A 13195-nucleotide genomic window follows, 5' to 3' on the forward strand; every position below is an offset into this window, starting at 1 on the left:
CGCCGCTCCCCATCCTCGCGGGGAGCGGCGGTGTTGCTCCGGAGTCCAGGGCCTGGTCGGTGTCCATCCATGACCGCTTCAACGCGAGCCTCGCTACCTCTCTGTTTCGTCGCCGCGGTGCTGGGGGGCGTCTGCGTGGTCCTGGCGGAAGGCCTGGTTTGGACCTCTCTGGGTGGGTTCGCCTCCTCCATCATCCTCTTGCAGGATTCGATACATGGCGGTGAGCGGGTGGGGGACGTCGCTGGCGCCGTCGTCATCCTGGGGCTCTGCTTCGCCGGGGCCCGGCGTGCCTGGCGTCATGAAGCCGCTTCGCTGTTCTGGGCCTCCATCGCGCTCACCGAAGTCCTCCGGTTGATCGCGGGTCCGGTGGTCCTGGGGCTCCTGCTGCTCCATTTTCGTGGACGCGGAGTGCTTCCGGATTCCCTTGGCGTGTTCATGGGCTCCGCCTTCTTCTGGTGGCCCCTGCTGCTGCTGGCAAGCGGTGCCTCGGCGTTCGTGCAGGTGCGCCGCTTTCCCGCACCCCGGGCGCTTCGGCTGGTCTGCGCGGTAGGGGGCGCGACCACGGCGGTCCTGCTCGTGCTGGCCATGTTCTTCCGCCCGGTGCCAACGCTGTACTACCTGCGGACCCTCTGGACGTTGTTCGGACCGACCTGACAGGGGGCTTCCGGTGCCTTCAGCCACCGGAAGCCCGCTGCACGACGTGCCAGGCTTCAGGGCGTGCAGGTGTTGAGCGCCGCCATGCCCTGGGAGAGCTGTCCCTGGTGCGTGGCGAACCGCGCGAGCGCCGGGGCGCCGCCGTCCATGAAGAGCTGCCGCGCGGTGTCCACCGCGTCCCGGGCGTGCACGGTCATCGTGGCGCCCGTGGCGTTCGTCACCTTCACGGCGCCGTCCTCCTGGCCCTGCGCGCGGATGAGCAGGGCGCCCGCTTCGTCGCGCGCGACCATGCCGTCCTCCAGCGGTTCGAAGTAGCGCACCAGCGGGGCCTGGCCTTCGCGCTGCAATTCCAGACGCATGACGCCGGAGTCCAGGTCGCGCGTCATCTTCAGAGTGTCGGTGGGCCCGAGCTTCACGATGCGCGTATTCGAATCCTCGCCCTCCACGCTGCTCACCGGGTTGCCGCCGGTCCAGAACTCGATGCTGTTGACGACGAGCGCGTCCACCAGCGCTCCGATTTCATAGACGGGGACGACGACGAGGACGAGGAACACCAGCCACTGGACGAACTTGTTGCCGGAGACGCCCTTGTTGAACTGCCAGATCTTCTGCGTGAGCTTGAACGAGCCGAAGCAGCCCGTCGCATGCGTCATCAGGACACCGGCGCACAGCGCGCCCAGCCAGCGAGACGAACGCATCTTCATGGGACCCTCCTTGGGGGGTAGGTGGACCTCGAAAGCGGCGCCACCATGCCACGAAGGGTCAGTCTGACTCGCTCTGAACGAGGCCGTACTTGTGCAGCAGCGAATAGAGGTGCTTGCGATCCAGCTCCGCCTCCCGGGCGGCGCGGGCGATGTTGCCCCGGGCTCGGCCCAGCAGGCGCGTGAGGTACTCGCGCTCGAAGGCGCGCACCAGCTCGTCCTTGCAGACCTTGAAGGGCCCGGTGAACTCCACCGGCAGGAAGTCCCCTGCGGGCGAGGGCACGTCGCGGGTGAACTCGCGCAGCAGGTTGTCCCCGGTGAGGCCGGGGATGTCCACCATGTGCCGGGCGCGCTCCAGGGCGTTGCGCAGCTCGCGCACGTTGCCCGGCCAGGTGTGTCCCAGGAACTGCTCTTGAATCTTCTCCGGCAGCCGGGGCCACAGGCCTTCGCCCGCGAAGGCGCCCACGAGCAGCGGGATGTCCTCCTTGCGGTCGCGCAGGGGCGGCAGGCTGACGGTGAAGACGGACAGGCGGAAGTAGAGGTCCTCGCGGAAGCGTCCCGCCTGCGTCTCCGACCAGAGGTCCTTCTTGCTGGCCACGACGATGCGCGCGTCGAAGGAGATGGGCGTGGAGGAGCCCAGGCGGCGGAACTCCCGGTCCTCGATGGCGCGCAGCAGCTTGGGTTGCAGGTCCAGCGCCAGGTCGTCGATCTCGTCCAGGAAGAGCGTGCCGCCGTGGGCGCGCTCCAGACAGCCGATGCGCTGGGACACGGCGCCGGTGAAGGCGCCCTTCTCGTGGCCGAACAGCTCGCTCTCGATGAGGGAGTCGGACACGCTGGCGCAGTCGAAGACGACCAGGGGCCCGGCCGCGCGCGGGCTCAACTTGTGGATGGCCTTGGCGCCCGCGCCCTTGCCGGAGCCGGTTTCGCCCACCAGCAGCACGGTGGAGTCCGTGGGGGCGATGCGCTGGAGGAGCGCGAAGATCTGCCGCATGGGCACGCTGCGGCCCACGAGGTCGCCCAGCCGGTCCTCGACGGTGGGCTCCACCTGCACGGGCGCCATCTGCGGGCTGAAGCGCAGGCGCACGTCGCCCACCTCCAGCAGGGCGCCGGGGCGCAGGTAGGCTTCGCGCACCTGGGCACCATCCAGGAAGGTGCCGTTGGTGGAGTCCAGGTCCTGCACGAGGAAGCGGTCGCCCTGGCGGCGCACCACCAGGTGGTTGCGGCTCACCGTGGGGTGGTCGATGACGACGTCGTTGTCCGTGGACTTGCCGACGCGCAGGTCCTCGGTGGAGAGCGGGTACACGGTTCCCGCGCGCTCGGTGTCCAGCAGCACCAGGTGGAAGCGCTGCGCGGACAGCCGCTCCGCCTGCGCACGGGCGACGACGACGGTGTGCGAGGGGATGGGGGCGGGAGGGACGGTGGACATGAACGGCCACGCATTCTAGTCGCCTTCCGGCCCGCGCGTGCTTTCTGTCGGAAGTCGGTGCCCGCCCGGTGGCCGGCCGGGCACGGTGGGTCATGGTGGGTGGGCGGTTCCACGGTTCGTTTCTCGCCCCGTGAGAGGTCGCATCCGTGTGACAGCCCCTCTGCTGGCGCAGAGGGGCCGTCACGGAGCGTTGCGCTAGTTGGGGTACTTTAGGATGAACGCATCACGTTCGCCCTGGTTGGTGCTGAAGACATCTCCCCGAGTTTCTCCCACGAGGATGATGTCATCCGCGCTGTCGACCGTGACGCCCAGCCCGTAGGTCACCGCCGTGCTCGGATAGCCGCCCGCCCAGATGAGGGTGCCTGCGGGAGTGAGCTTCCAGACCGCCATGGACAGCCCGTGCTGGCCCGCGGCGATGATGTTGCCCGCCGAGTCCGTGCGAAGCCCGAACAGGATGGTGAACGGCAGCGTGAAGGTGGTCCGCGCCCACTGCTCGTTCCCGTTGCTGTCGAGCTTGAAGATCATGGGCGTGTAGGACTCGGGATGGGGCTGGAAGAAGCCACCCACATAGACGTTACCCGTGGCATCGACGGTGATGTCGGAGGCCCGGGCAAGTGGCTGGTGGAAGAACTTCTCCCAGACCTTGTCGCCGCTGGTCGTGAACTTTGTGACCGACACGAACCGGTTGTAGCGGTGCCCCAGGACGTACACGCCGCCTGCGCCGTAGGCCACGGCTTCCACGGACTCGTCCTCTTCCGTGCCCCACACGCGGGTCCAAAGCGTGTTGCCGTTCACATCGAGTTTCACGAGCAGATAGTCGCCCCCTGCCACCGCGTGATGGGGCTGACCCGGAAAGCTGCCCCGGGTGTATCCACCCGCGTAGACCGCGCTGCCGTCCGAGGTGATGCCTTGGAGGATGTCTTCCTGTGCGGTCCCGGGCTGAACGACCCATTGCTTCACGCCATTGACGTCGTACTTCACGACGAAACCATCTCCCCCGCCCAACTGGAGGCCCCCCAGGCTGCTGGAGGTTCCCCCCGCCGCGTAGACATTGTTCGTGGCATCGACCGTGACGGAGTAGGCGATTTCGTGGCCCGAACCGCCCAGCAGACGCGACCATCCGAGGGAGCCCGAGGACGAGTAGCGACCAATAATGGCGTCCTCGCCCCCCTGCTGCGGATAGTTGAACTCACCCTGCGTCCAGCCTGCATAGAAGATGTCGTTCTGCGCATTGGTGGTGACCGCCTCGAAGACGTCGTCCTCCGTGGTGCCACGCTGGAGCCCCCACGAAGGTGAAGGCGCGACGTCCGTGGGTTGCTGGGTGCCGGTGGAGCAGCTTTCCTTCGCGCCCACGTCCGGGCCATCGCCGCAGTAGTCCAGGGTCTGGCTGTCATTGAGCGCCATGTCCCGGGCCGGCGACACGGGCTGGGTGTCGCGTGCCAGGGAGGAGAAGAGCGGATCTCCCCATTCGCTGTTCGCTTCGAGCGACAGGCCAGGAATGCCCAGGCAGGCCTTCCATCCCACCATGTCGACCAAGTCGTAGTTGCAGCGGAGCATCTTCGACGTACCCTGGGCGAAGAGGTTGTAGCCGCTCTCGAACTGGCTCACGCCGTACTGACTCGCGCCCAGGTAGTAGCCCACGCCGCCCTTGAAGATGTTGTTCCAGATATCGACGTTCGCGACATTGACGCCTGCCATCTCCTCTCCCACGGACACGGTGGCGCCTTCCCAGCCATCAAACGTGTTGTGGTACATGTCCACGCCCGAAATGCGCGTCATCCAGACCGCGTTCGAGGGGCACCGCTCCGTCTTGAGTGTCGGGTCGCGGATGATGTTGCGGCGGATGACCACGTTGGCCAGTTGCTCGTTCGCGGAATAGCGGCCCAGGTAGATGCCGCGGCAGGCGTCGGAGATCTCCACGCCTTCGATGAGGATTCCCTGGGCATCGAAGTGGGCGACGATGGCTTCACCCTTGCTCGCGTTGCCTGTCTCGTTGCGGGTCGCTCGGAAATGGCTCATCTGGCCGCCACGGATCGTCACCCGGTCGCAGTCCTTGATGTCGACGGCGTTCTCCGTGTTGCCATCGCTGGAACTCGTGTTGTCGATGGTGTTGTCGATCATCAGGATGTCGTGGGGGCGCACGGTGCCGGTGCCCGTGGGCTCCGCGTAAACGGGGCCCACGCACTGGACGCCGTCTCCCGAATTGTCGCGCAGCGTGTTCTCGGTGAGCAGGACGTGGTGGCTGTCCGGGTAGATGCTGACGGCGTGGCCGTCCTCGCGGGTGGCGCACTGGTCCAGATGGGTGCAGACGAGCCCCACGGGCGTGGCGGGTTCCTGGGCCGCGCAATCCGCATGGGTGTCGCAGCTCGTGGCAGGACGTGGATTGCTCCAGTGCGAGGTCCCCTTGACGGTGGTGCGATGGATCTGGATGTGGTGGGCGAAGTCTCCGACGAAGAGGGCCGCGCCACCGCGTGCGTTGGTGACGATTGCATTGCGCAGGATGGAGTCATGGGAGCTTGAGCCCTTGAACCGTACGACGTTCGCGAGGACGTTGTTCCCGTCGAGTTCGAAGCCATCGATGATCCAATAGCTCTTCGCGACATCCATCAGCGGTCCCGCGCCCGGATTGCGCACCACGGCTCGGTGGCCCGGCCACGCCATCAGGGTGATGGGAAGGGCGCCGGTGCCGTGCACGGCCGCGTTCCAGCTCAGGTTTTCCAGGAAGGTGCCTCGGACATAGGCTGCCTGTCCCGGCTGCAAGGCATTGATGGCCGCCTGGATGGACTTCCAGGGGTGGCTCACGCTGCCATCCGAGGTGCCGGTAAAGGCTGAATCTACGTAGCGGAGGTTGGCGGGAGCCGGGACGAAGTTCGCGTGGGGCAGGGCGAAGGCTTCAGAGCCCGCGACGATGTCTCGCTCAAGGGCCGCGTGGGCGGGCGGGGCGAGAAGCCAGGTCGCACAGAGCAGGAATGGGATGACGGCACGGCGTTTCACAGGAGACGCTCCGGATGGGTGGGGGTTGTGCGCGATGTCTGTCCTCACCGCGCCTTTCCACTACGTCCGGGAGGCTGATGCCTGACCGCAAGCCGGCACTCCTTGTCCGCGAGGGAAATGATTTGTCATCCGGTTGTCATTGGGCGGAATGCTTTGCTGGAAGGTCGACGGTCCAAGGACAACGGCCGCCCTCCCCATGACGAGGAGGACGGCCGTGGGATCACTTGCCGTGGAGAGGGGGCTCAGTCGCCGTCGTAGATGCCGATGGCGCCAGGCACCACCGGGCCCGTCTTGGGCGCGGTTCCCTGGAAGGCCACGAGCATGCGGCGCCGTGCCCCGGAGCGGTCCACCTGGATGTCCGGGATGCGCATGTCGGAGAGCGGGTTGCCGAAGAGCGAGTAGCTGTACTTCGTGACGCCGCTGCCCACGCGACTGATGCCGCCGCCCCAGGCCGCCCCGGCCCAGGCGCTGTTGTCCAGGGGATCCACGGCGACGCTGGCCGTGTGCGGCGCGACGAGGTCGTTCTTCAGGGAGCGGAGGACGTTTCCTTCCGCGTCCAACTGGACGAGGCCGTTGGCGAAGGAGCTCACCCAGACCTTGATGTTGGCCAGGTCCCCCGCGGGAACGATGGCCATGCCCGACACGAGGTCCTCCGTCCGCTCCTCCGGCCGGGCGTAGGGCCATTCCTTCTCACCCACCGCGTCCTGCCAGAGGTCGCGACGGTTCCACTTGTTCTCGGCGTCCTCCGTCAGGGACTGCGCCGCCCAGAAGTTGTTGCCGTTCGAGCCGTAGTAGTACTTGGTGGAGCGGTTGGCGCCGCCAATCCAGACGTCGTGGTTGGGCAGGGGCGCGAGTCCCCAGTACGCGTCCGTCAGCAGCGCGTCCCGCACCTGATATTTCGCGTAGTCGGTGCCGTAGGCTTCCTTGTCCCGCGCGGCGTTGGTGTAGATGAAGGCGCTGTAGGCCGGGTGGCTGTGTTCCTCGACGCCCGAGCAGGTCAGCCTGCCATTGCACGTCGGATTGCCGGCGTAGTGCGCGTCACCCCGAGCAAAGCCGTGGTTCGCGCCGAACCAGACGCTGCTCTTCTTGGGGTCGGGATCCTTGTCGTAGGCAATCCGCCAGATGTTGCAGATCTTCTCACGCCGCTCATAGCCCGGCACGACGCCGGGCCCGGAGGAGATGTCGTAGTGCACGACGTCCAGGCTCCCGTCGGCGCGCAGGCTGACGCGATCCGCATCTCCGCTCTTGTAGATGCTGGCGTCCGCGGGGCGCTTGTCATTCTTGGCCACATCGAATTCGCCCTCGCAGGGCGCGGTTCCGGGGCCTGACGGCTTGCCCTCGTAGCCCACGAAGACCGTGCCATCCCATGCGCCGGCGACGGAGATGACCTTGAGGTAGGGCGTCCCCGGAGGCGCGCTGCCATCTGGCATGTAGCCGTAGGGGCGCAGGCCTTCGGCCATGGTGAACTTCTTGAAGCGGCTCTCTCCCTTCTTCAGGAGGAACAGCCCCTCTTCACCTCCGGCGACCCAGATGTTGCCGCCTTCATCCGCGGTCACCCCGTAGACGTGGCGCGGTCCACCCTGCTCACGGCCGTAGAACGTCCAGCCCGGCGCGGAAGGCATCGGGTAGGTCGTCTCTCCAGGGTCCACGGTGCCGGCATCCGTGCCGGTACCCGCGTCGGTGCCGCCCGTGCCCGCGTCCGTGCCACCCGTTCCCGCGTCGGTCCCGGTGCCGGCGTCCGTGCCGGTGCCCGCGTCGGTGCCGCCCGTGCCCGCGTCCGCGCCGGTGCCCGGCAGCCGTGGATCCTCCACGGGCGTCACCGGCACCACCGGATCGTCCACGTCGCGCGTGGCACCGTCATCGCCGCCGCAGCCCGCCCACCCCAGCGCTCCCACCAGCAGGACCGCCCCCGTCCACCGCCACCCGTGCCTCATATGACGAACACCTCACATCCGCTCAAAGGGCGGAGCGCCCGGACGGGCGCCCCGTGATGGGGCGGACCAAGGCAAGGAAGGTGCCAGCCCCTGGGGACGGGACAACCGTCGGGAAGCGTCAGGAGGGCGTCGGTTGGCTGACAGCGGGTGGGCAAAGGATTGCCCACGGTGCGCACCCGGGAGTCCCGGAGGGCCCCGCAACCGTGCTAGGGCCTGGGCAATGGCTGGGAACGACGCACGCGGCCGCACCCCGCTGTCCCTCGTGGGACAGGAGCCGGATCTCGTCTTCTACACGCGGCAGGCGACCGAACACGGCTCGCCCGTGCTGGTGCTGGGCGCCGCCAACGGCCGGGTGCCCTGGGCCCTGGCGGGCCACGGCTTCGCCACCGTGGGCGTGGATCCCTCGGAGGTGATGATCCGCTCCGCGGAGGAGCGCCGCGCCTCCGAAGCCCCGGACGTCTCCGGGCGCACGCGCCTCATGTCCCAGGACCTGCGCACGCTGCGGCTGCCGGAGAAGTTCCCGCTGGTGCTCGCCCCGCAGCACGCGCTGGGCCTGATGCCCGGCCGCGACGACGTGGAGGCCTTCCTCGCCACCGTCGTCCACCACCTGGCCCCCGGGGGCACCTTCGTCTACGACGTGCTCAACGCCCCGCGCGAGCCCGTGCTGCCGCGCGACGAGGACGAGCCCGGCGCCTCCGTGGAGCCCCGCCGCCCGCTGTTCGCCCTGCACCTGCGCGAGCGGCGCCCGCCCGGAGGGACGAGCCCCATCCGCCGGCTCAAGCTGCGCCACTTCCTCCCGGAGGAGCTGGAGGCCGCCCTCATCGCCAGCGGCCTCACCCCCCGCGAGCGCTTCGGCCGCTTCGACGGCAAGCCCTTCGACCTGGAGGACCTGCGCCACATCGGCGTCGCGGGGCTGTGAGCTGGGGAGGGCCGCGCTTCAGCGCTCGAAGCGGTAGCCCAGCCCCCGCACGGTGAGGAAGTGCCGGGGCGCCTCCGGGTCGCTTTCGAACTTCAGCCGCAGCTGCCGCATGAAGTTGTCCACCGTGCGCGCGCTGCCCTCGTAGTGGTAGCCCCACGCGCCCGACAGCAGCTCCTCGCGGGTGAAGGTGCGGCCCGGGTGCGCCAGGAAGTGCGCGAGCAGCTTGAACTCCTGCGCCGTCAGCTCCACCGGCTGCCCGTCGCGCGCCACCGTGCGCAGGCCCAGGTCCACCTTCACGTCCCCGAACGTCACCGGCGGCGCGGTGGTGCCCGTGGCCCCGAACCGGCGCCGCAGCACCGCCTTGATGCGCGCGAGCAGCTCCTGGAGGCCGAAGGGCTTCACCACGTAGTCGTCCGCGCCCAGGTTGAGGCCCAGGATCTTGTCCGACTCCTGGCCCCGGGCGGACAGCACCACCACGGGCGTGTCGCGGCCGCGCTCGCGCAGCTCGCGGATGACCTCGTAGCCGTTGAGCTCCGGGAGCATCAGGTCCAACACCAGCAGGTCCGGCGCTTCGTCCAGCGCCTTGGCCAGGCCCGTGCGTCCGTCCTGGGCCTGGAGCACCTCGTAGCCCTCGAAGCGCAGGTTCATGGACACGCCGGTGAGGATGGACAGGTCGTCCTCCACCACCAGGATGCGGCGAGGCTTCTCTTCAGGCGTGCTCATGCGCGGCCCACCGGCAGTTGGATGGTGAAGTGGCTGCCCTGGCCCGGCTCGCTCTCCACGGTGATGCGCCCGCCGTGCGCCTCCACGATGCGCCTGCTGATGGCGAGCCCCAGGCCGCTGCCCTCCGTCCTGCGCGTGAGCAGGTTGTCCACGCGGTAGAAGCGCTCGAAGATGCGCCTGCGGTCCTTCCTGGCGATTCCCACCCCGTTGTCCTCCACCGACAGGTTCACGTGTCTGCCGTCCCTGCGCGCCCGTAGCGCGATTCTCCGGTTCGTCGGTCCACTGTACTTGTACGCGTTCTGCAACAGGTTGAGCAGCGCGCCGGACACCGCGACGCGGTCCATGTCCACCGACGGCAGCGGCCCGGCCACCTCCACGCTCAGCTCCATGTCGTCCCCCAGTCGCTGCGCGCGGAAGGCCGCCACCGCCGCCTCCACCACCTCCGCCACCGGCACGGGCTCGCGCTGGTACACCTTGCGGCCGCTCTCGATGCGCGCCCAGTCCAGCACCCGTTCAATCAATTCCGACAGGCGCTCGGTTTCGCGCGTGAGCAGGTCCAGCACCTCCTGCATCTGCGCGGGGTCCTTCAGCCGGCCCAGCGCCAGCGTTTCGATGAACATGCGGATGGAGGTGAGCGGCGTGCGCAGCTCATGGCTCACCAGCGACACGAAGTCCGTCTTCATGCGCGACAGGCGCGCCTCGCGGTAGAGCACGCGGCCGGTGTAGATGACGCCGAAGGTGAGCGTCAGGTAGAAGAGGCCCAGCAGCACGCCGTACACGGCGCGGTTGCGCGTGGAGGTGCTCGCCACGGGGTCCTCGCCGGTGGGCAGCACCACCAGCCGGAAGTCCTGCAGCGGCGCGGACAGCACCCGCTCCGCGAGCACCGGCGGCCCCATCGCGTTCTGCCGCGCCTGCGCCACCTCCGACATCAGCCGGTTGACGAGCCCGCCCTCGCTGGTGGTGTCGCGCGGCACGGGCAGCAGCGTGAAGCGCACCGGCTCCGACGTGGCCCGCCCCTGGGCCTTGTCCGACAGGAGCCGGTCCAGCGCGATGGCGGACAGCCGCACGCCCTGCACCGTGGAGCCCTTGCGCTCGGCGGCCACCATGACCGCCCGGTTGCCCGTCGCGAGCGAGAACACGGTGGGCACCGTCGGCAGCGACGCGGCCTCCGGGACCAGCGCCGCCAGGGACTCGGCGAGCTGGGGGTCCTTCGTGCGCACCATCCCGTTCTCCACGTGGAAGGTGCCCTCCGGGTCGGACAGCTCCTGGTCGTCCGGCAGGAGGAACGCCAGCCGCCCGTCCTCCACCGGCTCCAGCCGTCCGCTGTTCAGCTCGCGGGGCACCTCCGCGGACAGGTCCGCCAGCGTGCCGCGCCAGGCGGCCTCCAGGCGCTTCTCCACCGCGGCGCGCTCGTTGATGATGGCCACGACGCCGAAGCCCGACAGGCCGGCCGAGGGCAGCACGACCAGCAGGATGAGCAGCGCGAACGTGCGCCGGAAGCTGAGGATGACGGGCGCGGGGCGTAACACGACCTCCGTGTCTACACGCGACGGGGGCCCGGTGCTCGGGGCATTTGGAGCAGGGGGGAGGCTTCCCCACACTGTCCGGGGGCGCACGGCGGGTGTGGAGGGCATCGACTTCTGGTGGACGGGTGGGCGAGCATGCGGCCCTCGGGACGGCGTGTGAGCAGGGCCGGCACGCTCCCGACAGGCCGTGGGGCACACGCGCGAAAGAGACCGGGGCCGGGACGGACGCGCGGGCCACACGGGAGGGGAAGGCTTTCCGATGCGACGGCAGGGTTGGGCCGCGTTCTGCGCGGTGACGCTGGTGCTTTCGGGGTGCAGTGAGCGCAAGGTGGTGGACACCTGGAGCAATGCCTCCGGGTCCGTGGCGCTCAGCCGCGATGACTCGCTGCTCTACGTGGTGGACGCCGACAACGGCCTCCTCGCGGTGGTGGACACCGAGCGCCGGGAGAAGGTGTCCGAGGTGCGCGTGGGGTCGCGTCCGGAGCGCGTGACGGTGGGCCCGGACGACACCGTGTACGTGACGAACCGGGGCGGCCGCAGCGTGTCCGTCATCCGCAGGGGTGACGCGGTGGAGGCGGCGCGCATCCCGGTGGGCGTGGAGCCCACGGGGCTCACGGTGTCGCCGGATGGCAGGACGCTGTACGTGGTGAACAGCGCCACGCTCGCGTCCAGCGAGCACGGCAGCCTCACCGCCATCGACACGGACTCCCTGACGGCGCGCTGGGAGCTGCCGCTGGGCGAGGAGCCGCGCGGCATCGCGCTGCTGGAGGACGGCCGGAAGGCGGCGGTGACGCTGTTCCGGCAGGGCGACGTGATGACGGTGGACCTGACGGACGCGGACCGGCCCCGCGTCCTGCGCGAGGGGACGGACCTGAACGCGCGGGCGAACCGGGCGGCCTCCAGGCCCGACCGCGTCTCCGCCCTGGAGTCCCCACCCCTGCCCGGCCCCAAGCAGGGGCCGCGCACCTTCCGCGCCCGGGCGATGGCGGACCTGCTGGGCGCTCCGGACGGACGGCGCCTCTTCGCGCCGGTGCTCTGGTCGCGCGAGGATCCGCTGGCCGCCTCGCCGGATGACGGCATGTCGGGGGGCGGCTCCATGTACGGCGGAGGCACGCCCTGCGGCGCGGACGTGGGCGGAGGCGTGGTGGCCGCGGGCCTCATCACCTTCGACGCGGACGGGGAGGCGCCGGAGCCGGTGGTGGACGACCTGGACGAGTGCAGGCCGCCGCCCGAGGAGAAGCCGGACTACCCCACGTCGCTCATCGCGAGCCCGTCGATGTTGACGCCCCTGCAGGGGCCCACGGCGGCGGTGGTGGATCCGTCGGGCTCGTGGCTGTTCCTGGTGAACCAGGAGACGAACAACGTGGCCATCGTGCCCGCCTGGCGTCGTTCGGGCGGCGATATGCCGAACCCGTCCAGCTCCGTGCGGCAGGTGGTGGCGGTGGGCGCGGGGCCCAACGGCATCGCCCTCACGCGCGACGGGCGCAAGGCGTACGTCTACAACGCGTTCGACCACACGCTCAGCACGCTGGTGAGCGGCGGAGAGGGGCCGGAGGGCGGCGTGTTCGAGGAGCGCCAGCGGCTGGCGCTCGCGGGCGATGTCCTGGCGCCCCTGGCGGCGGCGGGCCGGCGGCTGTTCTTCTCCGCGGCGGACGCGCGGATGACGAGCCCCAGGGTGGCCGTCTCCTGCGCGTCGTGTCACTTCGAGGGCCGCGAGGACGGGCACGTCTGGGGCTTCCCGGACGGGCCGCGCCAGACGCCCAGCCTCGCGGGACGCATGACGACGTCGACGGCGCCCTTCCACTGGAGCGGGGAGTTCTCCGGGCTGGGTGAGTTCATGAACGCCACGGTGAAGGACCGCATGGGCGGCACGGAGCTGGACGCCGACACGGTGGCGAAGCTGGCGGCGTTCATCGACACCATCCCGGCGACGGACAACCCGCACCGGGGCGAGCCGCTGAACGAGGCCCAGGCGCGCGGCGCCGCGCTCTACAAGAAGGCGGCGTGCGACACCTGCCACGGTGGGGCCGTGCTCACGAACAACACCAACGCGGACGTGGGCACCTTCGTGCGCACGGGCGTGTTGCAGGACGCGGCGCAGGTCATCAAGGCGGGGCTCAACACGCCGTCGCTGCTGGGCGTGGGCCGCACCGCGCCGTACCTGCACGACGGCAGCGCGCCCACGCTCCGGGCCCGCCTGCTGAACGGCCGTGAGACGAACCAGCACGGCCAGACGTCGCAGCTGTCCGACGCGGACGTGGACGACCTCGTGGCGTATTTGCAGACGCTGTAGGCCCTGCTGGCGCTCCGGGGCGGAA

The 13195-nt window shown here is 69.6% G+C and carries 9 protein-coding genes; 3 read left to right on the forward strand and 6 right to left on the reverse strand.

The genetic code is table 11. From position 1 onward, the window contains the following. Positions 1 to 135 precede the first annotated feature (135 nt). Positions 136 to 654: a hypothetical protein gene (locus OV207_RS29130; RefSeq protein WP_267558330.1), complete on the forward strand. Its 519-nt coding sequence runs from the start codon at positions 136 to 138 to the stop codon at positions 652 to 654. A 56-nt stretch (positions 655 to 710) separates the two neighbouring features. On the opposite strand, the gene OV207_RS29135 is transcribed toward OV207_RS29130, so the two are convergent. The 4 genes from OV207_RS29135 to OV207_RS29150 form a co-directional block, all read right to left on the reverse strand. Next, positions 711 to 1358, reverse strand: a complete 648-nt coding sequence (locus tag OV207_RS29135) for a DUF3332 domain-containing protein (protein WP_267558331.1) — start codon at positions 1356 to 1358, stop codon at positions 711 to 713. 58 nt (positions 1359 to 1416) lie between these two features. Next, positions 1417 to 2781 carry a sigma 54-interacting transcriptional regulator gene (locus OV207_RS29140; protein ID WP_267558332.1) on the reverse strand — a complete coding sequence of 455 codons (1365 nt, stop codon included), beginning with the start codon at positions 2779 to 2781 and terminating at the stop codon, positions 1417 to 1419. Positions 2782 to 2976: 195 nt separating this feature from the next. Beyond that, positions 2977 to 5583, reverse strand: coding sequence for a right-handed parallel beta-helix repeat-containing protein (locus OV207_RS29145; protein WP_267558333.1), 2607 nt, complete (start codon positions 5581 to 5583; stop codon positions 2977 to 2979). A gap of 434 nt (positions 5584 to 6017) precedes the next feature. After that, positions 6018 to 7709, reverse strand: a complete 1692-nt coding sequence (locus OV207_RS29150; protein ID WP_267558335.1) for a hypothetical protein — start codon at positions 7707 to 7709, stop codon at positions 6018 to 6020. A gap of 220 nt (positions 7710 to 7929) precedes the next feature. On the opposite strand from OV207_RS29150, the gene OV207_RS29155 reads away from it, so the two are divergent. After that, on the forward strand, positions 7930 to 8628 hold the full coding sequence (locus tag OV207_RS29155; protein ID WP_193346985.1) for a class I SAM-dependent methyltransferase: 699 nt from the start codon (positions 7930 to 7932) through the stop codon (positions 8626 to 8628). 18 nt (positions 8629 to 8646) lie between these two features. On the opposite strand, the gene OV207_RS29160 is transcribed toward OV207_RS29155, so the two are convergent. Both OV207_RS29160 and OV207_RS29165 read right to left on the reverse strand, forming a co-directional pair. Further along, on the reverse strand, positions 8647 to 9351 hold the full coding sequence (locus OV207_RS29160) for a response regulator transcription factor (RefSeq protein ID WP_193346986.1): 705 nt from the start codon (positions 9349 to 9351) through the stop codon (positions 8647 to 8649). Next, the gene (locus OV207_RS29165) at positions 9348 to 10880 is read right to left on the reverse strand and encodes a sensor histidine kinase (protein ID WP_267558337.1); all 1533 of its coding nucleotides are present in this window, start codon (positions 10878 to 10880) and stop codon (positions 9348 to 9350) included. Before OV207_RS29165 ends, OV207_RS29160 begins: the two co-directional genes overlap by 4 nt. 256 nt (positions 10881 to 11136) lie before the next feature. On the opposite strand from OV207_RS29165, the gene OV207_RS29170 reads away from it, so the two are divergent. Beyond that, entirely contained in the window at positions 11137 to 13170 is a 2034-nt protein-coding gene (locus OV207_RS29170; RefSeq protein ID WP_267558338.1) for a c-type cytochrome, read from the forward strand. The last annotated feature ends 25 nt before the right edge of the window (positions 13171 to 13195 follow it).

The sequence above is a fragment of the Corallococcus sp. BB11-1 genome (assembly GCF_026626625.1).
Taxonomy (GTDB): Bacteria; Myxococcota; Myxococcia; order Myxococcales; family Myxococcaceae; genus Corallococcus; species Corallococcus soli.